Source organism: Cellulomonas sp. P4_A2, assembly GCF_056402515.1.
On sequence record NZ_JBFUHG010000008.1, the window covers coordinates 119,713 to 144,917 of the forward strand.

General features: G+C 73.2%; 22 protein-coding genes. 3 read left to right on the forward strand and 19 right to left on the reverse strand.

Features of this window, described 5'->3' with window-relative positions:
* Positions 1-8 precede the first annotated feature (8 nt).
* The 7 genes from AC1DUE_RS10760 to mihF form a co-directional block, all read right to left on the reverse strand.
* Positions 9-623 carry an HAD family hydrolase gene (locus AC1DUE_RS10760; RefSeq protein WP_477039406.1) on the reverse strand — a complete coding sequence of 205 codons (615 nt, stop codon included), beginning with the start codon at positions 621-623 and terminating at the stop codon, positions 9-11.
* A complete protein-coding gene (locus AC1DUE_RS10765) occupies positions 620-2,698 on the reverse strand; it encodes a primosomal protein N' (protein ID WP_477039407.1) in 2,079 nt (692 codons plus the stop codon). Before AC1DUE_RS10765 ends, AC1DUE_RS10760 begins: the two co-directional genes overlap by 4 nt.
* 77 nt (positions 2,699-2,775) lie before the next feature.
* On the reverse strand, positions 2,776-3,978 hold the full coding sequence (gene metK, locus AC1DUE_RS10770) for a methionine adenosyltransferase (protein WP_477039408.1): 1,203 nt from the start codon (positions 3,976-3,978) through the stop codon (positions 2,776-2,778).
* 37 nt (positions 3,979-4,015) lie between these two features.
* Entirely contained in the window at positions 4,016-5,212 is a 1,197-nt protein-coding gene (coaBC, locus tag AC1DUE_RS10775) for a bifunctional phosphopantothenoylcysteine decarboxylase/phosphopantothenate--cysteine ligase CoaBC (RefSeq protein WP_477039409.1), read from the reverse strand.
* A gap of 9 nt (positions 5,213-5,221) precedes the next feature.
* Positions 5,222-5,485 carry a DNA-directed RNA polymerase subunit omega gene (gene rpoZ, locus AC1DUE_RS10780; RefSeq protein WP_028046344.1) on the reverse strand — a complete coding sequence of 88 codons (264 nt, stop codon included), beginning with the start codon at positions 5,483-5,485 and terminating at the stop codon, positions 5,222-5,224.
* A gap of 40 nt (positions 5,486-5,525) precedes the next feature.
* Positions 5,526-6,095: a guanylate kinase gene (gene gmk / locus AC1DUE_RS10785; protein ID WP_477039410.1), complete on the reverse strand. Its 570-nt coding sequence runs from the start codon at positions 6,093-6,095 to the stop codon at positions 5,526-5,528.
* A 67-nt stretch (positions 6,096-6,162) separates the two neighbouring features.
* Positions 6,163-6,474, reverse strand: coding sequence for an integration host factor, actinobacterial type (gene mihF, locus AC1DUE_RS10790; protein WP_028046342.1), 312 nt, complete (start codon positions 6,472-6,474; stop codon positions 6,163-6,165).
* Between the two features lie 189 nt (positions 6,475-6,663).
* Here mihF and AC1DUE_RS10795 point away from each other — a divergent pair, with 189 nt between their 5' ends.
* Together AC1DUE_RS10795 and AC1DUE_RS10800 are read left to right on the forward strand one after the other, a co-directional pair.
* Positions 6,664-8,286 carry a helix-turn-helix transcriptional regulator gene (locus tag AC1DUE_RS10795; protein ID WP_477039411.1) on the forward strand — a complete coding sequence of 541 codons (1,623 nt, stop codon included), beginning with the start codon at positions 6,664-6,666 and terminating at the stop codon, positions 8,284-8,286.
* A gap of 117 nt (positions 8,287-8,403) precedes the next feature.
* Positions 8,404-9,498 carry a flavin-containing monooxygenase gene (locus tag AC1DUE_RS10800; protein WP_477039412.1) on the forward strand — a complete coding sequence of 365 codons (1,095 nt, stop codon included), beginning with the start codon at positions 8,404-8,406 and terminating at the stop codon, positions 9,496-9,498.
* Between the two features lie 5 nt (positions 9,499-9,503).
* Here the strand turns inward: AC1DUE_RS10800 and pyrF are convergent, their stop codons facing one another.
* From pyrF to AC1DUE_RS10845, 9 genes are all read right to left on the reverse strand, one after another.
* Positions 9,504-10,349 carry an orotidine-5'-phosphate decarboxylase gene (gene pyrF, locus AC1DUE_RS10805; protein ID WP_477039413.1) on the reverse strand — a complete coding sequence of 282 codons (846 nt, stop codon included), beginning with the start codon at positions 10,347-10,349 and terminating at the stop codon, positions 9,504-9,506.
* A complete protein-coding gene (carB, locus tag AC1DUE_RS10810; RefSeq protein ID WP_477039414.1) occupies positions 10,346-13,687 on the reverse strand; it encodes a carbamoyl-phosphate synthase large subunit in 3,342 nt (1,113 codons plus the stop codon). Before carB ends, pyrF begins: the two co-directional genes overlap by 4 nt.
* The gene (gene carA / locus AC1DUE_RS10815; RefSeq protein ID WP_477039415.1) at positions 13,687-14,865 is read right to left on the reverse strand and encodes a glutamine-hydrolyzing carbamoyl-phosphate synthase small subunit; all 1,179 of its coding nucleotides are present in this window, start codon (positions 14,863-14,865) and stop codon (positions 13,687-13,689) included. The genes carB and carA overlap by 1 nt, the downstream gene beginning before the upstream one ends.
* Positions 14,862-15,407: a PH-like domain-containing protein gene (locus AC1DUE_RS10820; RefSeq protein ID WP_477039416.1), complete on the reverse strand. Its 546-nt coding sequence runs from the start codon at positions 15,405-15,407 to the stop codon at positions 14,862-14,864. The genes carA and AC1DUE_RS10820 overlap by 4 nt, the downstream gene beginning before the upstream one ends.
* Positions 15,404-16,723: a dihydroorotase gene (locus tag AC1DUE_RS10825; RefSeq protein WP_477039417.1), complete on the reverse strand. Its 1,320-nt coding sequence runs from the start codon at positions 16,721-16,723 to the stop codon at positions 15,404-15,406. The genes AC1DUE_RS10820 and AC1DUE_RS10825 overlap by 4 nt, the downstream gene beginning before the upstream one ends.
* Positions 16,720-17,721, reverse strand: coding sequence for an aspartate carbamoyltransferase catalytic subunit (locus tag AC1DUE_RS10830; RefSeq protein WP_477039418.1), 1,002 nt, complete (start codon positions 17,719-17,721; stop codon positions 16,720-16,722). The genes AC1DUE_RS10825 and AC1DUE_RS10830 overlap by 4 nt, the downstream gene beginning before the upstream one ends.
* Complete coding sequence (gene pyrR / locus AC1DUE_RS10835; protein WP_477039419.1) at positions 17,718-18,314, reverse strand: bifunctional pyr operon transcriptional regulator/uracil phosphoribosyltransferase PyrR; 597 nt, start codon at positions 18,312-18,314, stop codon at positions 17,718-17,720. Before pyrR ends, AC1DUE_RS10830 begins: the two co-directional genes overlap by 4 nt.
* Positions 18,315-18,376: 62 nt before the next feature.
* The gene (locus AC1DUE_RS10840) at positions 18,377-19,789 is read right to left on the reverse strand and encodes a pyridoxal phosphate-dependent decarboxylase family protein (RefSeq protein ID WP_477039420.1); all 1,413 of its coding nucleotides are present in this window, start codon (positions 19,787-19,789) and stop codon (positions 18,377-18,379) included.
* The gene (locus tag AC1DUE_RS10845) at positions 19,786-21,183 is read right to left on the reverse strand and encodes an MFS transporter (RefSeq protein ID WP_477039421.1); all 1,398 of its coding nucleotides are present in this window, start codon (positions 21,181-21,183) and stop codon (positions 19,786-19,788) included. Before AC1DUE_RS10845 ends, AC1DUE_RS10840 begins: the two co-directional genes overlap by 4 nt.
* Before the next feature lie 189 nt (positions 21,184-21,372).
* Here AC1DUE_RS10845 and AC1DUE_RS10850 point away from each other — a divergent pair, with 189 nt between their 5' ends.
* Entirely contained in the window at positions 21,373-23,586 is a 2,214-nt protein-coding gene (locus tag AC1DUE_RS10850; RefSeq protein ID WP_477039422.1) for a putative bifunctional diguanylate cyclase/phosphodiesterase, read from the forward strand.
* Between the two features lie 51 nt (positions 23,587-23,637).
* Here the strand turns inward: AC1DUE_RS10850 and nusB are convergent, their stop codons facing one another.
* From nusB to aroQ, 3 genes are all read right to left on the reverse strand, one after another.
* On the reverse strand, positions 23,638-24,054 hold the full coding sequence (gene nusB, locus AC1DUE_RS10855) for a transcription antitermination factor NusB (protein ID WP_477039423.1): 417 nt from the start codon (positions 24,052-24,054) through the stop codon (positions 23,638-23,640).
* Position 24,055: 1 nt separating this feature from the next.
* Positions 24,056-24,619 carry an elongation factor P gene (gene efp / locus AC1DUE_RS10860; RefSeq protein WP_477039424.1) on the reverse strand — a complete coding sequence of 188 codons (564 nt, stop codon included), beginning with the start codon at positions 24,617-24,619 and terminating at the stop codon, positions 24,056-24,058.
* Positions 24,620-24,757: 138 nt separating this feature from the next.
* Entirely contained in the window at positions 24,758-25,198 is a 441-nt protein-coding gene (aroQ, locus tag AC1DUE_RS10865; RefSeq protein WP_477039425.1) for a type II 3-dehydroquinate dehydratase, read from the reverse strand.
* Positions 25,199-25,205 lie beyond the last annotated feature (7 nt).

Sequence of the window (25,205 nt, forward strand, 5' to 3'; positions counted from 1 at the left end):
CCTCGATCCTAGGTGCGCGGCAGCGGCACCCCGCGCGCGACCAGGTCGAGCCGCAGTTCCTGCGCGGACGTGAACAGCACCGCCTGCAGGCCCAGCCGGGCTGCCGCCTCGACGTTCGCCGCAGAGTCGTCCGCGAAGACCGTCGCCGCGGCATCGAGGTCGAACCGGTCGATGAGCAGCCGGAAGATCCGCTCGTCCGGCTTGGCCAGCCCCACGGCCCCGGAGACCAGGACGTCCTCGAGCAGCCCGACGGCGGGAGCGGCCGGCTCGGCCAGGTGGAACGTCTCCGCCGACCAGTTGGTCAGGCCCAGCGTGCGCACCCCGGCCGCGACGAGGTCGCGCACCAGCCGCTCCGAGCCGGGCACCGGGCCCGGCAGCGCGTCGGCGAAGTGGTCGACGTACACGTCGAGGGCGGCAGCGTGCTGCGGGAATCGGGCGCGCACCTCCGCCTTCGCCTGCGCCCACGGACGGCCCGCGTCCTGGTGGTGGTTGAACGACGGGAAGTCGACGTCCGCGAAGAACGCCTCGACGGCCTCCCGGTCCATCCGGCCGACGAACGGTCCGAACGGGTCCCAGCGCACGAGCACCTGCCCGAGGTCGAAGACCACGGCGTCGACGGTCATCCGAGGTCCGCCGGGTCGAGCTGGACGCGGACGGTCCCGCCCTCGCGACGCGCGGAGCGCACCGCCTGCGAGGCCGCGAGCGACCGGGCGAGCGCCGACCCGTGCGAGCGCGGGACGCGGACCAGGGCGCGGACCTCGGGCTCCAGCGACTCCTCGCGGGCGTCGACGGGCACCGGCCCGAGGACCTCCAGCTGCGGGACGTCGAGGCGGGCGACCAGCGTGTCGACGGCGTCGCGCGGACCGGTGACCGAGGCGATCCGGACGGTGGGCGGGAGGGCGAGCTCGGCCCGCTCGGCCAGCTCGCGCGACGCGTACCCGGCCGGGTCCCAGCGCACGAGCGCCTGGGTCGCCCGCTCCTCGGCGTCGCCGACCAGGAGCACCACTCCCCCGTCGGACGCGGCCCGCACCAGCGCCGCAGCTGCCAACCACCGGCGCAGCGCGTCCTCGCCGGTCCGCAGCGCCGCCCCTGCGGTGCTGACGGACGCGTCGAGAAGCAGCGCAGCGGCGTACCCGCCGGGCGCGACGGGCTCGGCCCCGGGCGTCGACACCACGACCGCGGGAACGTCCTTCACCGAGGCCAGCACGCCCCCGGCGGCGCGAGCACCGGAGACCCGCACCGGTACCCCGGGAAACGCGCGGCCGAGCTCCTCCGCCGTGCGCTCGGACCCGACCCGGACCGAGCGCAGCGAGCCGTAGCCGCACTCGGTGCAGCGCCAGTCGGTGGCGAGCCGACCGCACCAGCCGCACGTCGGCACGGCCCTCGCCGACGTCAGCCCGAGCGGTCCGTGGCACACGCCGCAGCGCGCCGAGGCGCGGCACCGTCCGCACGCGACCGCCGGCAGGTAGCCGGCTCGCGGGACCTGGACCAGCACCGGACCGTCGGCGAGCTTGTCGCGCACGGTGCGCCACGCCGGCGCGGGCAGCCGCGCCGCCGCCGCCGGTCCTTCCCGCGCCAGCTCGACCGACGTGAGCGCCTGCACCCGGGGCGCGCGCCGGCGGGTTGTCGCGCGGTCCGCGGCGACCTCGCGCGCCCACCCGCTCTCCACGAGTGCCTGCGCCTCGACGCTGCGACCGTGCGCCGCGACGAGCAGCGCGCAGGACTCGAGCTCGGAGCGCAGGGCCAGCACCTCGCGCACGTGCGGGTACGGCGCCCGCGGCTCGGCGTGCAGCGGGTCGCCGTCGTCCCAGACCACCGCCAGGCCGAGGTCGCGCACCGGGGCGAACGCGGACGCCCGGGTCCCGACGACGACGTCCGCCTGCCCGCGCAGCGCTGCGAGGAACGACCGGTAGCGCACCGCGGGACCGTCGTCGGCGGCGAGCCGCACGGCGCCGCCTCGGCTCCCGGGGGCCCAGCGCGGGATCCCCACCTCGGCCAGCGCCTCCAGCACCCGGTCGATGTCCCGAGCGTCGGGGACCACGACGAGCGCCCCGCGACCGCCCAGCACGCACGCGGCGACCGCCTGCGCGATCGCGTCGGGCCACCGGTCGCCCGCCGCACCCGGCAGGGCCGACCAGACCGCGCGCGGGGCGCCACGGGCGGTCAGGTGCTGCAGGAAGGCGGGTCCGCCCCGGTAGGGCACCCATGCCGTGGCGGTCGCCGTCGGCGGCGCCGGCTGCTCGGCCTCGACGGGGACCTCGGCCTCGACGCGGGCGTGCCGGGCAGGGACCGCAAGGCGCAGCACGTCCGCGAGGGTCCCGGCCCAGCGGTCGGCGACGGCGCGAGCCAGTCGTGCGACCTCGGGCGACAGCACCGGCTCGGCGGACACCACCTTGCGCAACGGCGCCAGGGTGCCGTCGTGCTCCGCCTCCTCGACGCGCTCGAGCACGTACCCGTTGACGTCCTGGCCCCCGAACCGCACCTTCACGCGCGTGCCCGGCACCGCCGTCTCCGCCAGGGCGGCGGGCACGAGGTACTCGAAGTTGCGGTCGAGGTGGGCGGGGGGCAGGTCGACGCAGACGCGCGCGACGGGCAGCTCGTCGGCGATCGGGACGCCGGACGTCGCGGCCCGCACGCGGCGCCGCGGCTTGGGCAGCCCGTCGAGCACGAGCTGCTCGCCGTCGGCCGTCACGTCCATGCGCTCATCCCATCATCCGCGACCGACGGGCCGGGCCGCGTCGTGCACAGACTGGTCCACCGGGGAAGGGATGCAGCTCAGCCGATCGCGGCGTGCAGGTCCGGGACGCGGTCGGCGCGCTCCCACGTGAAGTCGGGCAACTCGCGACCGAAGTGCCCGTACGCGGCGGTCTTCTGGTAGATCGGGCGCAGCAGGTCCAGGTCGCGGACGATCGCGGCCGGGCGCAGGTCGAACACCTCGCGGATCGCGGCCGTCAGGCGGTCGACCGGGACGGTCTCGGTGCCGAACGTCTCCACGTAGAGGCCGACGGGGTTCGCCTTGCCGATCGCGTAGGCGACCTGCACCTCGCAGCGGCGGGCCAGCCCTGCCGCGACGACGTTCTTGGCCACCCAGCGCATCGCGTACGCGCCGGAGCGGTCGACCTTCGACGGGTCCTTGCCCGAGAACGCGCCGCCGCCGTGGCGCGCGATGCCGCCGTAGGTGTCGACGATGATCTTGCGGCCCGTGAGCCCGGCGTCGCCCTGCGGGCCGCCGATGACGAAGGTCCCCGTCGGGTTCACGAGCAGGCGGAAGTCGCTCGTGTCGAGGTCGATGGTCGCCAGGACGGGTGCGATGACGTGCTCGGCGATCCCCGGGCGCAGCTGCGTCTCGAGCTGGACGTCGGGCTCGTGCTGCGTCGACAGGACGACGGTGTCGAGCCTCACGGCGCGGTCGCCGTCGTAGCCGATGGTGACCTGGGTCTTCCCGTCGGGACGCAGCCCGGGCAGGATCCCCTCCTTGCGCACGAGCGCCAGGCGCTCGGCCAGGCGGTGGGCGAGCCAGATCGGCAGCGGGAGCAGCGACGGCGTCTCGTCCGACGCGTACCCGAACATCAGCCCCTGGTCGCCGGCGCCCTGCAGGTCGAGCGGGTCGATGTCGGAGGCGTCGTCGCGAACCTCGATCGACTTGTCGACACCGGCCGCGATGTCCGGGGACTGCTGACCGATCGAGACCGAGACGCCGCAGGAGTCGCCGTCGAAGCCGATGTGCGACGAGGTGTAGCCGATGCCCCGGACCACCTGGCGGACGATCTGCGGGATCTCGACGTACGCGCTGGTCGTGACCTCGCCCGCGACGTGCACCAGCCCGGTGGTGACCATGGTCTCGACGGCAACACGCGCCTGAGGATCCTGCTCGAGCAGGGCGTCCAGGATGGCGTCGGAGATCTGGTCGCAGACCTTGTCCGGGTGCCCTTCGGTGACGGATTCCGACGTGAACAGGCGCAGCGCGGGCACGGTCATGGCGGACAGCGTAGTGCGCGACGACGGCACGGCCGTGTCACAACCGGGCGCTGACCACATCCCAGACGGCGTGCGCGACGAGGTCCTTGCTGCCCGACGCGGTCGCGACGACGTCGCCCCTGCCGTCGAGGATCGTCACGTCGTTCGCGTCGGTGCCGAAGCCGCGACCGTCGCCCACGGCGTTCACGACGAGCAGGTCCGCGCCCTTGCGCAGCGCCTTGGCCCGGCCGTGGTCGAGCACGGAACCGTCGCCGTCGCCGGTCTCGGCGGCGAAGCCCACGACGACCTGGCCGGCGCGCAGCCGTTCGTGCGCGAGCTCGGCCAGGATGTCCACGGTCTCGACCAGCTCGAGGACCGGGGCGGCGCCGTCCGGGTTCTTCTTGATCTTCGTCTCGACGGCGGTGCGTGGCCGGTAGTCGGCGACGGCGGCGGCCATGACCACCACGTCGGCGTCCTTGGCGGCGGCGCGCACCGCGTCGCGCAGCTCGGCACCCGTCTCGGCGTGCACGACGTCCAGGCCGGCGGGCGTCGGCACGGTGAGGTTGGCGGCGACCAGCGTCACCCGCGCGCCGCGGTCGCGGGCTGCACGGGCGAGCGCGACGCCCTGCCGGCCCGAGGACCGGTTGCCGAGGAAGCGGACCGGATCGAGCGGTTCTCGCGTCCCGCCGGCGGAGATCACGACGTGGCGGCCGACGAGGTCCTGCGCCGGGGTCGACACCAGGGCGAGGGCCACCTCGGCGATCGCCTCGGGCTCGGGCAGGCGGCCCGGGCCGGTGTCGGAGCCGGTCAGCCGACCGGCGACGGGGTCCAGGACGTGCACGCCACGCGACCGCAGCGTCGCGACGTTGGCGACGGTCGCCGGGTGCTCCCACATCTCGGTGTGCATCGCGGGCGCGAGCAGGACCGGGCACCGGGCGACCAGCAGGGTGGCGGTGAGCAGGTCGTCCGCCTGGCCGGTCGCGGCGCGGGCCAGCAGGTCCGCCGTGGCGGGCGCGACGATCACGAGCTCGGCCTGCTTGCCGACGGCGACGTGCGCGACCTGGTCGACGTCCTCGAAGACGTCGGTGGTCACGGGCTCGCCCGACAGGGCCTCCCAGGTGGCACGCCCGACGAACTCCAAGGCCGCCCGCGTGGGCACGACGCGGACCGCGTGCCCGGCCTCACGCAGCAGCCGCAGCAGCAGCACCGACTTGTAGGCGGCGATACCGCCCGCGACACCGAGGACGATGCGCATGGGGGCAGGTCAGCCCTCGGTGGCCTCGGACGTCAGCAGACCGGCGTCGATCTCGCGCATGGCGATCGACAGCGGCTTCTCCTGCGGACGGGTGTCGACCAGCGGGCCGACGTACTCGAGCAGGCCCTCGTTGAGCTGCGAGTAGTAGGCGTTGATCTGGCGCGCACGCTTGGCCGAGTAGAGCACCAGGGCGTACTTGGAGTCGGCGCGCTCGAGCAGACGGTCGATGGGCGGGTCGGTGATGCCGGTGGGGGCTGCGACGGTTCCGGACACGGTGATCTCCCGAGGTAAAAGGTGTGGACTACCCCTCATCCTACCTGGTCGGGATGCCCATCCCGTGGACGAGCTCGTCGGTCGCCCGGTGCACGTCGTCGTTGACGATGATCTGGTCGAACTCGGCCGCCGCCGCGAGCTCGACGCGGGCGGTCGCGAGCCGTCGCTCGCGCTCCTCGGCGCCCTCGGTCCCCCGCCCGACCAGCCGCCGCTCGAGCTCCTCGAACGTCGGCGGCGCCAGGAACACGAAGTGCGCGTCCGGCATCGACGCCCGGACCTGCCGAGCGCCCTGCAGGTCGATCTCCAGGAGCGCGGGCTCCCCCGCCGCCAGCCGGGCCTCGACCGGGCGGCGGGGTGTGCCGTACTTGTTCTGGCTGTGCACGACGGCCCACTCCAGGAACTCCCCCTGGGCGACCATCCGGTCGAACTCGTCCCCGGACAGGAACAGGTAGTGGACCCCGTCCACCTCGCCCGGACGCGGTGACCGCGTCGTCGCGGAGACGGAGAGCCACACCTCGGGATAGCGGGACCGGACGTCAGCGGACACGGTCCCCTTGCCGACGGCAGTCGGTCCGGCGAGAACAGTCAGCCGGGCGGGCGTCGTCGTCATGGGTGGTGCAGCACTCCTCGTCCAGGGAACCGGGTCGCGACGGATATCCACAACCCGGTCGACCACGTCACCCGAATCGGTCGACGAGAGCCTTCACCTGGTGCGGTCCGAGGCCGCGGACACGCCGCGTCTCGGAGATTCCGATCTCGGAGATGATCGCACGCGCCTTGACCTTGCCGACGCCAGGCAGGGACTCGAGGAGGGCGAGCACCTTCAGCTTGCCGATCGTCTCGTCTGCCTGGCCCTGCGCGATCACCTCGGAGAGCGTGCCCTGGGAGTACTTCAGGCGATTCTTGACCTCGGCACGGGCCTGTCGCGCCGCAGCTGCCTTCTGTAGTGCTGCCGCTCGCTGTTCGGGAGTCAGCGGAGGGAGTGCCACGCGCGTCACCTTCTCGTCCTTGGGCCGGCGATCCTGCACGTCATGGACGCGGGACCTTGGATACGAAACTAGCGAGCGACCAGGTGAACGGCAACGCGGGCGGCTCAATCCGGGCCAATCCGCGGGCCACGGGCGTACCTCGGCGTAGCGTGAGTAGGTCTTGGGCGTCCATGGATCGAGGAGCCGGCGATGGTGGACGGCACGGAGCTCGGACGAGCCCACGCGGCCTGTGCCACCGGGGCGTGGTCGGACGCGTACGACGGCTTCGCGCTCGCGGCCGCCACCGTCCGCCTGGCTCCGACCGACCTCCTCGCGTGGTCGTCGGCGGCGATCCTCAGCGGTCGCGACGACGAAGGCTGCGACCTGCTCGCGAACGCCTTCGACTACTTCGTCGAGGACCGCGACGCCGCCCACGCCGGGCAGTGCATGCTTCGCGCCGGACTGAACCTCTCCAGCCGCGGGCGCGACGCCGCGCTCGCCGGCTGGATGGCGCGCGGGGCCCGGCTCGCGCAGGACGCGGAGCTCGGACCGGTCGTGCGCGGCTACCTGGCCGTGCCCATGGGGCGTCGCGCCGCTGAAGGGGGCGACGTCGCGGGCGCCGTCTCGCTCTTCGCGCTCGCACGCGAGACCGGAGAGCAGGTGGCCGACGACGACCTGGTGGCGCTCGCACGGATGAGCCAGGGATACGCCCTGCTCAGGCTGGGAAGGGTGCGCGATGGGCTCGACGAGCTGGACGACGTCATGCTCGGGGTCACGGCGGGCCGGGTCTCGCCCGTCGTCTCAGGCATCGTCTACTGCGTGGTCGTCCAGATCTGCCGCGAGGCGCTCGACATCCGGCGGGCACGCGAGTGGACCTTCGCGCTCGACGCGTGGTGCGAACGTCAGCCGCAGCTGGTGCCCTTCCGGGGCACCTGTCGCATGCACCGCTCGCAGGTGCTGCTCGAGACCGACGCGTGGGACCGCGCGCTGGTCGAGGCCGACCTCGCGGTGGAGGCGCTGTCCGCACCACCGCAGGAAGACCTTGCCGCGGCGTGGTACCAGAAGGGCGAGGTGCACCGCGTGCGTGGTGAGCTCGACCAGGCGCAGGACGCCTACGGCCGTGCCCTGGAGGCCGGCGGTGACCCGCAGCCGGGGCTCGCGCTCATCCGCCTCGTCTCCGGCCAGGCGGACGACGCCCTGGAGCTGCTTCGCAGCGCGATGGCGACGCCCAGTCCGCCGCGGCCGCTGCTGCTCGCGGCTCTCGTCGACGTCGGTGTAGCGGCGGGCGATCTCCCGATCGCGCGGCGGGCGGCGGACGCGCTGGCGGGCCTGGCCGTCGGCCCGGACAGCGGGCCGTACCTGGAGGCGATGGCGGCGGCGGCGGAGGGCACCGTCCGGCTCGCCGACGCGGATCCGCGGGGTGCTCGCGAGTCGTTGCGACGCGCGCTGGACGTGTGGGTCGGGCTCACGGTGCCGTACGAGGTCGCGCGTGTGCGCGTGCGGCTCGCCGCAGCCGACCGAGCCCTCGGGGACGCAGCAGCCGGCGCGCTCGAGCTCGGCGCCGCGCGTTCGGTCTTCGAGCGCCTCGGGGCTGTCGCCGACCTTGCCGCCCTCGACCACCCCTCGGGACCGCCGCCGGCGGGCCGACTGACCCCGCGAGAGGCCGAGGTGCTCCGGCTGGCGGCGACCGGCCGGACCAACCGCGCCATCGCGACGGAGCTGCACCTCTCCGAGAAGACCGTCGCCCGGCACCTGTCCAACATCTTCGCCAAGCTTGACGTCCCGTCGCGGGCGGCCGCCACCGCCTGGGCGTACGAGCACGACGTCCTCTGAGCACGCATGGGCAGAACGACCCACGTCCGTGCACGCCTGATGCGCAGGACGCCCGATGTCGGCCGCTCCGGGAGCTCCTAGCGTCGATCGCACGGACGACGACGTGGAGGCAGGACCATGGACGAGCAGGAGACGATCATCATCGGGGCCGGTCAGGCGGGGCTGGCCACGGCGTTCCACCTCACGCGCCGAGGCATCCCGTGCCTGGTCCTGGACGAGCACGAGCGCGTCGGAGACGTCTGGCGGGACCGGTACGACTCGCTACGGCTCTTCACGCCGGCACGGCTCGACCGGCTGCCCGGGCTCGACCTGCCCGGCCCCGGCGGGGGGTACCCGACGGCGCGCGAGATGGGCGACTACCTCGAGCGGTACGCGGCAGAGATGCGCCTCCCCGTGCGTGGCGGTGTTCGCGTCGCCCGCGTCTCGAGCGACCACGACGCCTTCCGCATCGCGACCGACACCGGGGACCTGGTCGCCCGGAGCGTCGTGGTCGCCGCGGGCGGTCACCGTGACCCGTGGACGCCCCGCCTCGCGCAGCAGGTCGATCCGTCGATCGTCCAGCTGCACTCGACCGCCTACCGCAACCCGTCGCAGCTGCCCACCGGGCCGATCCTGGTCGTCGGCGCGTCCCACTCAGGCACCGACATCGCGCTCGAGCTCGCCCTGGCCGGCCACGACGTCGTCCTGGCCGGCCGTGTGCACGGCGAGGTCCCGTTCGGACCAGGCGTGAAGGGGTCGCTCGCCGCCCATCTCCTGCCCTTCGTCAGCCGGCACGTGCTGACCCTGCGGACGCCCGTCGGCCGCAGGCTGCGCCCTCGGGTGCGCGCCGGCGGTGCACCACTGCTGCGTGTCAAGCTGGCAGATCTCGCGGCAGCCGGCGTCCGGCACACGACGGCGCGCGTGGTCGCGGTCCGCGACGGCCGCCCCGAACTCGACGACGGCTCGGTGCCCGACGTTCGATCGGTCGTCTGGGCCACCGGCTTCCGCGACGACCTCGGCTGGGTCGAGCCCGCACCTCGGGGCGACGACGGCTACCCGGTCACCGACCGCGGAGTCGTCCCGTCCGTGCCGGGGCTGTACTTCATGGGCCTGCCGTTCCAGTACGCGTTCTCTTCGGCGATGGTGCTGGGCGTCGCTCGGGACGCGGCCTACGTCGCGCGCCACATCGCCGCTGCGAGCCGGGCGCGGGAACGAGTGCCTGCCGCCGCCTGAGGCGGTCAGTCGCGCAGCGCGGCGCCGGCATCGTCGGACGCCTCACGAGCGGCCGCCCGGAGAGCGACGACCGCAGGGCCGGCTGCCAGGACACCGCGCGACGACGAGGCGAGCACCTGCCGCCGTGCGGAACCGAACACCTGCGCCAGCTCTCGCGGGCCGGCGCCCTGTGCGCCGACCCCGGGAGCGAGCAGCGGTCCGTTGACTGCGGCGAGGTCGACGCCCGTGCGCTCGGCCGCGTCGCCGACCGTCGCGCCGACGACCAGACCGATCGAGCCGAGCGGGCTCGCGTCCGCGTTCAGGGCCGCGGCGCGCGCCGCCACGAGGGCCGCGATGCTCACCCCGTCCGCCGTGCGGGCGTGCTGGACCTCGTGGCCCTCCTTGTTCGACGTCAGGCACAGGACGAACAGGCCGCGGCCCGACGCCAGCGCCAGGTCGACCGCCGGGTCGAGCGACCCGAAGCCCAGGTACGGCGAGACCGTGAGCGCGTCGCCGGCCAGCGGCGAGCCGTCGCGCAGGAACGCGTCGGCGTACGCGGCCATGGTCGAGCCGATGTCGCCGCGCTTGGCGTCGACGATCACGAGCGTGCCGGTGTCCCGGCCGGCCGCGACCACCTCCTCGAGCACCGCGACGCCGCGGGACCCGTGCCGCTCGAAGAACGCCGCCTGGGGCTTCACGGCGGCGACGTGCCCGCCGACCGCCTCCAGGACGGTCAGCGCGAACCGGCGCAGCCCCTCGACGTCGTCGGCGAGGCCCCAGTCGTCGAGCAGGCCCGGGTGCGGGTCGATGCCCACGCAGAGCGGTCCGTGCTCGTCCATCGCGGCCGCGAGCCGCTGCCCGAACGCCCTCATGAGGCCCGCGCCGCCGCCCGCGCCTCGCGACGCACCAGGGCGGCCGCGTCGTGCTCCTGCAGGCTGGTGACCTGGAACGGCCCGGCCTGGGCCGCCTCGATAGCCTGCACGGCCGCACCGAGCTGCTGCACGGTCGTGACCATGGCCTTGTCGGCCGCCGTCGTCGCGGCCCGGATCTCGTAGCCGTCGGCGCGCGCGCCCTGGCCCGAGGGGGTGTTCACGACGATGTCGACCTCGCCGGCGGTGATCAGGTCGACGATCGTCGGCTCGCCGTCGCTGCCCCGGCCCGAGGAGTACTTGCGCACCACCCGCGAGGCGATGCCGCTGCGGTGCAGGACGGCGGCGGTGCCCTCGGTCGCGAGGATCTCGAAGCCGAGCTCGGCGAGGCGCTTGACCGGGAAGACGATCGAGCGCTTGTCGCGGTCGGCCACCGAGATGAACGCGCGCCCGCCGCTGGGCAGACCGCCGAACGCGGCCTCCTGCGACTTGGCGAACGCGGTCGGGAAGTCGACGTCGAAGCCCATCACCTCACCGGTCGAGCGCATCTCCGGGCCGAGCACCGTGTCCACCACGACGCCCTCCTTCGTGCGGAACCGCTTGAACGGCAGCACGGCCTCCTTGACGGCGACCGGCGACCCGAGGTCGAGCACGCTGGCGTCGTCGACGGGCAGGATGCCGCGGGCGCGCAGGTCCGCGATCGAGTGGCCGGCCATGACCAGCGCCGCGGCCTTGGCCAGGGAGACGCCCGTGGCCTTGGAGACGAACGGCACGGTGCGCGACGCCCGGGGGTTGGCCTCCAGGACGTAGAGCACGTCGGAGACGAGCGCGAACTGGATGTTCAGCAGCCCGTGCACGCCCACGCCGCGGGCGATCGCCTCGGTGGACAGGCGGATGCGCTCCAGCTCGCTCTTGGAGAGCGTGACGGGCGGCAGGGTGCACGCCGAGTCGCCGGAGTGGATGCCGGCCTCCTCGATGTGCTCCATGACTCCCCCGAGGAACATCTCGGTGCCGTCGAAGAGCGCGTCGACGTCGATCTCGATCGCGTCGTCGAGGAAGCGGTCGATGAGCAGCGGCGGCAGCGTGCCCGCGCGGCCACCGTCAGCGGCGTTCTCCAGGGCCCGCTTGACGTACTCGTCGAGCTGCGGCTCGCTGTAGACGATCTCCATGCCGCGGCCGCCGAGCACGTACGACGGCCGGACGAGCACCGGGAAGCCGATCCGGCGGGCGGTGTCGCGCGCGCCGGCGAGCGTCGTGGCCGTGCCGAACGCCGGCGCCGGGAGCCCCGCCGCCTCGAGCACCTTGCCGAACTCGCCGCGGTCCTCGGCGGCGTCGATCGCGGCCGGGGACGTGCCGAGGATCGGCAGGCCGGCGTCCGCGAGCCGCTGCGCGAGCGAGAGCGGGGTCTGGCCGCCGAGCGTGACGATGAGGCCCTCGACCGGACCCGCCGCGAGCTCGGCGTGGTAGACCTCGAGCACGTCCTCGAAGGTCAGCGGCTCGAAGTACAGCCGGTCCGAGGTGTCGTAGTCGGTGGAGACGGTCTCGGGGTTGCAGTTGACCATGACGGTCTCGAACTCGTCCTTGAGCGCCAGCGCGGCGTGCACGCACGAGTAGTCGAACTCGATGCCCTGGCCGATCCGGTTCGGGCCCGATCCCAGGATCAGGATCGCCGGGCGCGTGCGCGGGGCGACCTCCGTCTCCTCGTCGTAGGTCGAGTAGTGGTACGGCGTGCTCGCGGCGAACTCCGCCGCGCACGTGTCCACCGTCTTGAACACCGGCCGCAGGCCGACCGCGTGCCGGGCACCGCGGACCGCGTCCTCGGACGTGCGGCGCAGGGTCGCGATCTGGGCGTCGGACAGGCCGTGCCGCTTGGCGTGCAGCAGCACGTCGCGGGTCAGCGCGGACGCGGCCGCGGTCTGCGCGGCGACCTGGTTGATGAGCTGGATCTGGTCGATGTACCAGGGGTCGATGCCCGTGAGCTCGTAGACCGTCTCCAGCGAGACGCCGGCACGGAGCACCTGCTGCACGTCGACCAGGCGGTGCTCGGTCGGACGCGAGATCGTCGCGGTCAGCGCGTCGAGGGCGTCGCCGGTCAGGGCGTCGCCGGCCCAGTGGAACACCGAGCCCTTCTTGTCGAGCGACCGCATCGCCTTGCCGAGCGCCTCGGTGAAGTTGCGGCCGAGGGCCATGGCCTCGCCGACGGACTTCATGGTCGTCGTCAGGGTGTCGTCGGCCGCCGGGAACTTCTCGAACGCGAACCGCGGGACCTTCACGACGACGTAGTCGAGCGTGGGCTCGAACGACGCGGGGGTCGAGCCGCCCGTGATGTCGTTGGGGATCTCGTCGAGCGTGTAGCCGACCGCGAGCTTGGCGGCGATCTTGGCGATCGGGAAGCCCGTCGCCTTGGACGCCAGGGCGCTCGACCGCGAGACGCGCGGGTTCATCTCGATCACGACGACGCGACCGGTGGAGGGCTCGATCGCGAACTGGATGTTGCAGCCGCCCGTGTCGACGCCGACCTCGCGGATGACCGCGATGCCGATGTCGCGCAGGCGCTGGTACTCGCGGTCGGTGAGCGTGAGGGCGGGCGCCACGGTGACCGAGTCGCCGGTGTGCACCCCGACCGGGTCGACGTTCTCGATGGAGCAGACGACCACGACGTTGTCGTGCTTGTCGCGCATCAGCTCGAGCTCGTACTCCTTCCAGCCGAGGATGGACTCCTCCAGGAGCACCTCGGTGGTCGGCGAGTAGTGCAGGCCCTGGCCGACGATGCGGCGCAGGTCGGTCTCGTCATAGGCGATGCCCGAACCCAGGCCGCCCATGGTGAACGACGGCCGCACGACGACCGGGTAGCCCAGGTCCTCGACCGCGGCGAGCGCGTCCTCGATGGTGTGGATGATCGCGGAGCGCGCGCTCTCGGCGCCGCAGACCGCCACGACCTCCTTGAACTGCTCGCGGTCCTCGCCCTTCTGGATGGACGCGATGTTGGCGCCGATGAGCTCGACGTCGTACTTCTCCAGCACGCCGGCCTCGTCGAGGGCGATCGCCGCGTTGAGCGCCGTCTGACCGCCCAGCGTCGGCAGGATCGCGTCGGGTCGCTCCTTGGCGATGATCGTCGTGAGGACCTCGGTGGTGATCGGCTCGACGTACGTGGCGTCGGCGAACTCCGGGTCCGTCATGATCGTCGCCGGGTTGGAGTTGACCAGGATGACCCGCAGGCCCTCCTCCTTGAGCACGCGGCAGGCCTGCGTGCCGGAGTAGTCGAACTCGCAGGCCTGGCCGATGACGATCGGGCCGGACCCGATGACGAGGACGCTGCTGATGTCTGTGCGCCGGGGCATCAGGCGGCACCCTTCTCGTTGGTCATGAGTTCGAGGAAGCGGTCGAAGAGGTAGGCGGCGTCGTGCGGACCGGCCGCGGCCTCCGGGTGGTACTGCACCGAGAACGCGGGCAGGTCGAGCGCCCGAAGGCCCTCGACGACGTCGTCGTTCAGGTCGACGTGGCTGACCACGACCCGGCCGTAGCGGCCGCCGTCGTGCGGCGCGACGGACTCGCCGTCGAGCGGGGCGTCCACGGCGAACCCGTGGTTGTGCGCCGTGATCTCGACCTTGCCGGTGAGGCGGTCCATGACCGGCTGGTTCACGCCGCGGTGGCCGTAGCCCAGCTTGTAGGTGCCGTATCCGAGCGCCCGGCCGAGGATCTGGTTGCCGTAGCAGATGCCGAAGAACGGGATCCTGTTGTCGAGCACCTCGCGCAGCAGCTCGACCTCGTGCGTGGCCGCACCGGGGTCGCCCGGACCGTTCGAGAAGAAGACGCCGTCCGGCTCGGTGGCGACGACGTCGGCATACGTCGCGCTCGACGGGAGCACGTGCACCCGGATGCCGCGCTCGGCGAGCCGCTGCGGGGTCATCGCCTTGATGCCCAGGTCGACGGCCGCGACCGTGGCGACGGGCGTCTCGAGCGGTTCACCGTCGGGGCCGAGCGCCTCGACCACGTACGCGACGTCCGTCGAGACCTCCCCGGCCAGGTCGGCGCCGGCCATCGCGGGCGCGCTGCGCACCTCCTCGAGGAGCTCGTCGTCGGGGCGGCGGTCGCCGTCCGCGCCGGTGAGTGCCGCGCCGGAGAAGATCCCCGCCCGCATCACCCCGCGCTCGCGCAGGTGGCGCGTCAGGGCGCGGGTGTCGATCTCGCTGATGCCGACGATGCCCTGGGCCACCAGGTCGTCGTCGAGCGTGCGCACGGAGCGCCAGTTCGACGCCCGGCGGGCGGGGTCGCGCACCACGTACCCGGCCACCCAGATCCGGGCGGACTCCGCGTCCTCGTCGTTCACGCCGGTGTTGCCGATGTGCGGCGCCGTCATGACGACGATCTGCCGGTGGTACGACGGGTCGGTGAGCGTCTCCTGGTACCCGGTCATCCCGGTGTTGAAGACGATCTCGCCGAGGGTCGAGCCTTCTGCGCCGTAGGTGCGGCCGGTGAAGGTCCGGCCGTCCTCGAGCACGAGCACGGCTGTGGTCATGAGTTCTCCTCCTGCGCGGGGGCCGGGGCGCCCGGGGTCAGACGAATGAGCGGGGCGATCGCGTCGACGAGCGGTTCGCGGTCGGACGTGTGGCGGGGGCGCAGACCGGTGTCCACGCCGCGGGGGTCGTCGGGGGTGGCCTGCCAGGTGAGCACGACGATGCCGTCGCCGCCCACGACTTTGCCGGCGATGCCCGGGCCGACGGTGACGTCGCGGAGCGCCGAGGTCGGTACGAACAGGTCGGGCGCACCTGTACGAACGATCTGGACCCCGGCGTCGAACACCTCGACCTGCGCGCGGCTGCGCACCCCGAGGCCGTTCGCGGTGATCCGTTCGAGCCAGTCGCCCGCGCGCGTCGTCGAGACGTAGGTCATCGCGACCGGTCCGAACAGGGACCTGCCCAGCGACACCGGGGCGACCGGGAGCGTGGGGACGAACTCGGCGGTCCTCCGGGCTCGCGCGTTCCACCCGGCGCGCATGATCAGGAGGGCGACGATGACCATCCCGATCAGGATGATCACCGCGAGGGTCGCATTCCTCAAGAGCTCACCACCACCGACTCGTCGCACGCCGACCCGTCCATCACGGTCGCGCGGCCGCGCAGCCACGTCGCGATGACGCAGCCGGACAGCTCCCGGCCGCGGAACGGCGAGTTCGTGCTCTTCGTCGCCTGCTCCTCCGGCACGACGATCCGGCGGATGCCCGGGTCGACCAGGACGAGGTTGGCGGGCTCCCCCACCGCGATCGGGCGGCCGTGGTCGCTGACGCGGCCGATCTGCGCGGGCGTCGTCGACATCACGCGCGCGACGTCCGCCCAGGTCAGGCGGCCGGTGTCGACCATCGTCTCCTGCACGACCGAGAGCGCGGTCTCGAGGCCGGTCATGCCGAACGCGGCCGCACCCCACTCGCAGTCCTTGTCCTCGCGCGTGTGGGGCGCGTGGTCGGTGGCGACGATGTCGATCGTGCCGTCGGCGAGACCCTCGCGGACCGCCTCGACGTCCCGCTGCGTCCGCAGCGGCGGGTTGACCTTGAACACCGGGTCGTAGCCGCGGGCGAGCTCGTCCGTGAGGATCAGGTGGTGCGGCGTGACCTCGGCGGTCACGTCGATCCCCCGCGACTTGGCCCAGCGGATGATCTCGACGGACCCGGCGGTGGACAGGTGGCACACGTGCAGCCGCGACCCGACGTGCTCGGCGAGCAGCACGTCGCGGGCGATGATCGCCTCCTCCGCCACCGCGGGCCAGCCCGGCAGCCCGAGCTCGGCGGACACGACGCCCTCGTGCATCTGGGCACCCTCGGTCAGCCGCGGCTCCTGCGCATGCTGCGCGATGACACCGTCGAACGCCTTGACGTACTCCAGCGCGCGGCGCATCAGGACGGGGTCGTGCACGCACTTGCCGTCGTCGGAGAACACCCGGACCTGCGCCGCCGACTCCGCCATGGCGCCCAGCTCGGCCAGGCGCTCGCCGTCGAGGCCGACCGTCACCGCGCCGACCGGGCGCACGTCGACCCAGCCGGCGTCGCGGCCGAGCCGCCAGACCTGCTCGACGACCCCCGCGGTGTCCTGCGTCGGGGAGGTGTTGGCCATCGCGTGCACGGCCGTGAAGCCGCCCATCGCGGCGGCTCGCGTGCCGCTGCGGACGGTCTCGGCGTCCTCTCGGCCGGGCTCGCGCAGGTGCGTGTGCAGGTCGACCAGGCCGGGCAGGAGGACCAGGCCGCTGCCGTCGATGATCACCGGGTTGTCACCCGCCTGCGCCTCGGCGTCCGCGCCGATCGCGGCGATGACCCCGTCGGCGAGCAGCACGTCGGTCGTGCCGTCGCCCAGGGGGCTGACGTCACGCAGCAGGTAGGTCCTCACGCGTTCACCTTCGCTTCGTCGTTCGTCGTGCGCGTGGGGGTGGTGTCGCCACCCGCCAGCAGGAGGTAAAGGACGGCCATCCGCACCGCGACGCCGTTGGCCACCTGCTCCACGATCACCGCGCGCGGCGAGTCGGCCGCGTCGGCGGAGATCTCCAGGCCGCGGTTCATCGGACCGGGGTGCAGGACGATCGCGTGGTCGGACAGCGCGTCGAGCCGGCGGGCGTCGAGCCCGTACCGCCGGGTGTACTCCAGCGGGCTCGGGAAGAAGCCGCCGCCCGCGCTCGACATCCGCTCGCGCTGGACGCGCAGCATCATCACGGCGTCGGGCTTGTCGTCGGCGATGACCTCGTCGAGGTGGTACGAGACCTTGGCGGGCCACGCCTCGACCCCCACCGGCACCAGCGTCGGCGGGGCCACGAGCGTGACCTCGGCTCCGAGCGTGTGCAGGAGCTGGACGTTCGACCGCGCCACCCGGCTGTGCAGCACGTCGCCCACGATCGCGACGCGCAGCCCGGCCAGGTCCCGGCCCGTGACGTCGCCCGGGCCCATCAGGTGGCGGCGCAGCGTGTAGGCGTCGAGCAGCGCCTGCGTCGGGTGCTGGTGCATCCCGTCGCCGGCGTTGATGACGGCGCCGTTCGTCCACCCGCTGGTGGCGAGCGTGTGCGGCGCGCCCGACGCGTGGTGCCGGATCACGACCGCGTCGGCGCCCATGGCCTGCAGCGTCAGCGCGGTGTCCTTGAGGGACTCGCCCTTGGAGACGCTCGACCCCTTGGCCGAGAAGTTGATGACGTCGGCCGAGAGGCGCTTGGCGGCGGTCTCGAACGAGATGCGTGTGCGGGTGGAGTCCTCGAAGAAGAGGTTCACCACGGTGCGGCCGCGCAGGGTGGGCAGCTTCTTGATCTCCCGGCCCTGCGTCGCGGCCATCGAGCCGGCGGTGTCGAGGATCCGGACGGCGTCGGCGAGGCTCAGGTCGGCCGTGGACAGCAGGTGCTTCATCGCACCCCTCCTTCGATGAGCACGGCGTCGCGGCCGTCGCTCTCCTGCAGCAGGACACGCACCCGTTCGGTGGTGGAGGTCGGCAGGTTCTTGCCGACGTAGTCCGCGCGGATCGGCAGCTCGCGGTGGCCGCGGTCGACGAGCGCCGCCAGCTGGACCGCACGCGGGCGACCGAGGTCGCTGATCGCGTCGAGGGCCGCGCGGATGGTGCGGCCGGAGTAGAGGACGTCGTCGACGAGGACCACGACCTTGCCGTCCAGCCCGCCGCCCGGGATGTCGGTCTCGCCGATGGTCCGGGTCGGGTGGTGCGCGAGGTCGTCCCGGTACATCGTGACGTCGAGGCTGCCGACCAGGCGGGAGGCGTCGAGGCCGGGCTCCACCGCCTCCAGGCGCTCGGCCAGACGGCGCGCGAGCGGCAGGCCGCGGGTGGGGATGCCGAGCAGGATGACGTCGGAGCCACCCTTGTTGCGTTCGAGGATCTCGTGCGCGATGCGCGTCAGCGCCCGGGCGATCTCCGGTGCGCCGAGGACCACGTTGCCCGCGTCGTCGTCGGGGGTGGTCGTGTCCTTCTCGGAAGGCACAGCAGGGCTCATGCAGCAGCTCCTTCCCCGCCTCACAGGACGGGTCTTAAAGGAATGTCTGTCGACGACTCACCCTACCGCCCGGAACGTCCCTCCTGAGCCGGGTCGACTGTGGCGGCGAGCACCTCCACGAGCAGCGGCCGCACCAGCTCGGCGGGCAGCGCCTCGAGCGTCGCCATGACGACGGCGAGGTCGTCGGGAAGGCCCTCGCTCAGGACGGTGGCCGCCAAGGACGGGTCCGGCGCGGCGGGCGCACGCCCCCGGACCTCGTCGGCCGCCGCGACCAGGGCCGCGACGAGCTCCTCGACGACGCGCTGCGTCACGGGCGTCACGGTCAGGTGCGCGGTGCGCGGCAGCACCGACCCGTCCGGCTGGACCATCGCCGGCTGGGCCTGCAGCAGGAACCCCCGGCGGCGGACCGCGTCGATCAGCAGGAACGGGTCCACCCGGTCGCCCGCGTCTGCCGTCTCGTCGGTGGCGACCGCGACCAGCGGGCCGGTCGGGTCGCCGACGACGCGAAGCCCGTCGATCCCCGCCACCGCCGCGACCAGCACATCGGTGGCCGACCGGGTTGCCGCGACGAGCTCGCCGAGACCGTCCGTGCCGAGCACCTGCAGGACCGCCCACGCGGCCGCCATCGACCCGACGCCCCGCGACCCGAGCATCGTCGGGTTCACCACCGGGTAGCCCGGCCAGGCCGTCGTCGCGAAGTACTGGGCGCGGTGCTGCTCGCGCGAGCGGTAGAGCACGACCGACGCGCCTTTGGGGGCGAAGCCGAACTTGTGCAGGTCCGCCGAGATCGAGGTGACGCCGGGGACCGTCAGGTCCCACGGCTCCTCGATCCCGCCCCACCACGGCAGGACCCAGCCACCGATGCACGCGTCGACGTGCACGGGGACGCCCGCGGCGCCCGCGACCTCGGCGACGGGGTCGATCACGCCGAAGGGGTAGCTCGGCGCGCTGACCACGACCAGCGCGGTCCGCTCGTCGACCCGCGCGAGCACGTCCGCGGCAGCCGGTGCGCCGGTCGCCGGGTCGACGGGGACCGCGAGGACGTCGAGGTCGAGGTACGCCGCGGCCTTGTGGAACGCGGGGTGGGCCGTGGTCGGCAGGACCAGCGTCGGCCGCGCCTGCGCACCGTTCGTCGCGCGCCACAGGTCCCGGGCGGACTTGACCGCGAGCATGCAGGACTCGGTGCCGCCCGACGTGACCGACCCGACGGTGCCGTCGTCGCCGTGCAGGACGTCCCGGGCGAACGCGACGATGCGGCTCTCGAGCGCGGCCACCGACGTGAACGTGGTCGGGTCCAGGCCGTTGACCGGCAGGAACATGCGGACGGCCTCGGCGGCGACCTCGTCGAGGTCCGGACGTCCGGGGTCGTAGACGTAGGACAGGATCCGTCCGCCGTGGGTCGGTGGGTCGCCCGCACGCCACGACGCCAGGTCGGCCAGGACCTCGTCCGACGGGCGGCCGGTTCGACGGTTCACGGGTGGACCTCCTGCGGGGTGGTGCGGTCGACGACGTCCGCCGACAACGGGTAGCGGGACAGCGGCAGCAGGCTCAGCAGCGCCAGCGCGGCCGGAAGCAGCGAGAACGCGAGCGAGATCCCGGTGAGTGCCGACCCGGGCTGCGCGACGGTCTCGTCGGCCGTCTTGGAGACGAAGCCCGTGAGGGCCAGCATGCCGAGCACGAGCGTGGGACCGAGTGCCAGCCCGGCCGTCTCCCCCGCCGTCCACACGCCGCCGAGCACGCCGGCGCGGTCCTCGCCGCGGTCCCTCGCGTCCACGGCGACCACGTCGGGCAGCATCGCGAGCGGGTAGAGCTGCATCCCCGCGTACGCGACACCGGCCAGCGCCACCGACGCGTACACCCACCCGCCGGGCGCCCACCGCATCGGGACCAGCGAGAGCGCCGCCAGGCTGAACAGGACGGAGGCACCGACGTACGACCGCCGCTTGCCGAACCGCCGGGCCAGCCTCGTCCCCACCGGCATGACCAGCAAGGCCGGCGCGACGAGCGCGACGAACAGGAACGTCACGGCGTTCTCGTCGCCCAGCGTGTAGGTGGCGACGTACTGCGCGCCGGCCAGCATCGCGCCGGTGGCGAGCGCCTGCAGCAGGAAGGCGCCGAGCAGGCGACGGAACGCCGGGATCTCCCGCAGGGCCGCCAGGCCGAGCCGCAGCGCGTCACCCCGCGCGTGCGGACGGACCGAGACGGGCGTCTCGGCGGCGACCTGTGCCTTGCGCGGCGCTCCCCACCAGGCGGCCAGCATGCCGAGCCCGATGGTGACGCCGCCGACCAGACCCATCACGACGTAGCCGGCGCGCCCGCCGCCCGCCGCGTCCCGCACGAGGGGTCCGCCGGCCCCGAACGCGAGGATCGCGACCGCGAGGACGGCGATCCGGGGGGCCAGGAGCCGGGTGCGCGAGGCGTAGTCCGGGGCGATCTCGGCGGGCAGCGCGATGTACGGCACCTGGAAGATCGAGAACGCGGTGGCCGCGGCGACGAAAGCCAGGACGACCCAGACCGCGGCACCGGCGCCCTCCAGTGCCTGCGGCGTCGCGAACACCGCCGCGAAGAGCAGCGGGAGCGCCAGGGCCCCGGTGAGAAGAAAGCTGCGCCGGCTCCCGTGCCGCGCCGCCGACGTGTCCGACCGCGCGCCGATGAACGGGTCGATGATCACGTCCCAGAGCTTCGGGACCGTCACCACCAGGCCGGCCAGACCGGCCGCGACGCCGAGGGTGTCGGTCAGGTAGTACGCGAGCACCAGCCCGGGCAAGGTGCCGAACCCGCCGGTCGCCACCGAGCCGAGCGCGTACGAGGTGATGGTGCGCCGCGGCAGCTCGCTCGAGCGCACTGCCGGGTCAGGAGCCGTCGTCACGGGGACATGATGGCAGCCACCGGATCGAGTGCATGAACATGTGCTCCAGTGAAAAACCTGTGCCCATCACCCGGATGCCACGTCATCCGGGGGCTTGCGGGTGACGATGTCCCAAACGTGCTGGCTTCCGTACCGACATGGGTCACCGTCCTGCAGCTTCTCGCTGCGGGGGTCGTGGGTGGCTTCTGTGTGCTGCAGTGGGTCTGGTGGCGCGGGGAACGTCCCGCGAGTGCGGCGTGGTCGTTCGCCTGGTCCCTCGACATGTCCCTGGTCCTCGCCGTGGGAGGGCTCTTCGCCCTGACGCCACCGGGCGCGTTCCAGGACGTCCTGGTGTACCTCCACGCGCAGCTCGTCGCGGCCTTCATCCTCATCGCGATCCCCGCGACCCGGGCGATCGCCGGTGGGCCGCCGGTCGGACCGTGGGTGTGGGCCGCGGGCGGCCTCTTCGCGATCCGGGCGATGGTCTGGTGGGTGCCCGACAGCCTGCTCCCAGGGAACCTCGACCCGGTCGGTCTGAGCGAGGCGCTCCTTCTCGTCCCGACGATCGTGGTGATCACCTACGTGGTCCTCGCCGTCGGCCGCACGCGGCTCACGCGGTTCGGGTCGCTGCTCGTCCTCGCCGGCGCCGAGTCGCTCGCGATCTTCACCGCCGGGGTCCTCACGCCCGACCGCGGGCTCGGCGGGATCTTCGCGGCGCTCTGGGCGATCCCGCTCGCCGTCGCGCTCGAGGTCGTCGCGCTCAGCCGCATCCGCGAGGCCCAGGACAGTGCCGCGCTGCAGCACCTCATGCGCGACGCGGTCGCCCGGCTCTCGAACGCCGCCTGGTTCGTCAAGGACGCCGACACCCTCCTGGTCACCGCGCGCGACGAGGCCCGCACGGTCCTGGCCGACCCGAGCATCGAGGGCTCGCTGCGACCCATCGCGCGCGACCGCTTCGTCACCGAGCTGTTCAGCGCCGAGAAGGTCGACCACGCGCCGCAGGCCCGCGCGTTCATGATCGACCTGGCCCAGATCGTCTCCGCGGCCGCCGAGCGCTACCAGCTCGCCGAGCGGCTGCACTCGACCGCTTTCGCGGACTCCCTGACCCGGCTGCCCAACCGCCGCTCGGTCGAGCGTCACCTGGGCGACGTGCTCGACCAGGCCAACGTCGAGCGCACCCGCGTCTCCCTGATCTACTGCGACCTCGACGGCTTCAAGCGCGTGAACGACGCGCTCGGGCACGCGAGCGGCGACGCCCTCCTCGTGCGGGTCGCCGACTACCTTCGGTCCGCCATGGCCGACCGCGAGGCCTACGTCGGCCGGTTCGGTGGCGACGAGTTCGTCGTGGTCCTGTCCCGTGCGCCCTCCGACGTCGACCTGGTCGCCCTGGCCCGGTCGCTGCGCGAGGGCTTCCTCGACCGCACCGTGGGCAGCCGCCCCGCGCGGCTCACGGTCGGCGTGGCCACCTGGTTGCCCGGCGACATCGTCGACGCCGACGCGCTCGTCCGGCACGCCGACACGGCGATGCTCGAGGCCAAGCGCACCCACTCGGGCTTCCGGGTCTTCGACCGGGTCCTGCGCCGCCGCGTCGAGGCCGAGCGCCAGCAGCGCGCCGCCCTGGAGACTGCCGTCACCGGCGGGCACTTCACGGCGTACTTCCAGCCGATCGTCGACGCCCAGACCCTCGAGATCGTCCAGGTCGAGGCGCTCGCCCGCTGGGACCACCACGGCCACCTGATCCTGCCGGCCGACTGGCTCGACCTCGCCGAGGAGACCGGCCTCATCGTGCCGATCGGCCTGTCGGTGCTCAGCCAGGCCCGGCAGGCGCTCGAGCGCTTCCAGATGCCCGTCGCCGTGAACATCGCGGCCCGCCAGCTCGCCGAGCCCGACGCGCTCGCGCAGATCGAGACGGCCTGGGGCGACGCGTTCTGGGAGCACCTGACGCTCGAGATCACCGAGAGCGCGCTGGTCCACACCACGTCCGCGGTCCCCGTCCTGTCCGAGCTCCGCGCCCGCGGCGCCCAGATCGCCGTCGACGACTTCGGCACCGGCTACAGCTCGCTGGCCCGGATCGCTCGGCTGCCCGTCGACCAGCTGAAGATCGACCGGTCCTTCGTCCGCGACATGTCCACCGAGCGCGGTCAGGGCGTGGTGCGCGCGATCGTCGCGCTCGCGCAGACGCACGGGCTCGACGTCGTCGCCGAGGGCGTCGAGACGCCCGACCAGCTCACGGCTCTCATCGCGATGGGCGTCACGCGCGTCCAGGGCAACTTCCTCGGCCGCGCCGCCCCCGGGCTCCCCGTCCGCGGTCCGCGCCCCACCACGGGCACCATCCCGGTGGTCCCCCAGCCGCGGTCGCTGCGCGCGGTCCCGACGCAGGGTCCCCGCGAGGGTTCGCTCGCCGCGATCCAGCGCAGCGTCTGACCGGTACGACGAAGGGCCGCCCACCACGGGCGGCCCTTCGTCGTGCGTGCGTCAGGCGAGCAGAGTCGGCTTCAGGTCGACGATCCGGCCGAGCAGGCCGTTGACGAACGTCGGTGACTCGTCGGTGGACAGCGACCGGGCCAGCTCGACGGCCTCGTCGACCGCGACCGCGTCCGGGACGTCGTCGTTGTAGAGGATCTCCCACGTGCCGATCCGCAGCAGCGCGCGGTCGACGGCGGGCATCCGGTCGACGGTCCAGCCGTGCGCGTGCGTGGCCAGCAGCTCGTCGATGCGGCCCTGCTCCGCGATCACGCCCTCAACGAGGTCGACGGAGTACTGCGGCAGGGACGCCTCGGTGCCGGGCTCGGTGATGCGCTGCGCGAGCAGGCTCACCGGATCGACGCCCCGCTGGTCCGCCTCGAACAGGACGTCCAGCGCGCGCTTGCGTGCCTTGGTTCGAGCACCCACCTCAGTCGTTCACACGGCCGAGGTAGCTCCCGTCGCGGGTGTCCACCTTGACCTTCGTGTTCGCCTCGAGGAACAGCGGCACCTGGATCTCGTAGCCGGTCTCGAGCGTGGCGGGCTTCGTGCCGGCCGAGGAGCGGTCGCCCTGCAGGCCCGGCTCGGTGTACGTGACCTCGAGGACGACCGACGGCGGGAGCTCGACGTACAGGGGCGCACCCTCGTTCGTCGCAACCATCGCGCTCTGGCTCTCCAGGAGGAAGTTGGCGACGTCGCCCACCGTGGCCTCGGGGATGTTGATCTGGTCGTACGTGTCCGTGTCCATGAACACGAAGTCGCTGCCGTCCTTGTACAGGTACTGCATGTCGCGCTTGTCGACGTTGGCCGTCTCGACCTTCAGGCCCGCGTTGAACGTGCGGTCGACGACCTTGCCGGACAGGACGTTCTTCAGCTTGGTGCGGACGAAGGCGCCACCCTTGCCGGGCTTGACGTGCTGGAACTCGATGACGGTCCACAGCTGGCCGTCGATCTTCAGCACGGTGCCGTTCTTCAGGTCGTTGGTGGTCGCCACGATCGTCGCTTTCCTGTCGAGTGATGGGGAGCTGTCTCCGCGGTCCGATCGGACACCCACGCCGCGAGGCGCGCACCCGTGATCGGTCGCAGACCGCCGACCATCCTATCCTGCGCTCGCAGGCACCCCGACGACCCGTCAGAGGCGGGCGGCGACCGCCTCGAGCGCCAGCCGGTACCCGAGCGGGCCGAAGCCTGCGATCGTCCCGGTCGCGACGGGACCGATCACCGAGACGTGCCGGAAGGTCTCGCGTGCGTACGGGTTGGACAGGTGCACCTCGACGAGCACGAGGCCCGCGGTGGTGACCTGCGCGGCGGAGTCGCGCAACGCGTACGAGTAGTGCGTGAAGGCGGCGGGGTTGAGCACCACGTGCGCCCGGGCGTCGACGGCCTCGTGCAACCAGCCGACGAGCGTGGACTCGTCGTCGGTCTGGCGAACCTCGACCTCCAGGTCCAGCTCCTTCGCCCAGAGCTCGACGGCAGCGACCAGGTCGGCGTGGGAGTCCGAGCCGTAGATCTCCGGCTCTCGGACGCCGAGCCGACCGAGGTTGGGTCCGTTCAGGACCAGCACACGCGCCATGCCGCGA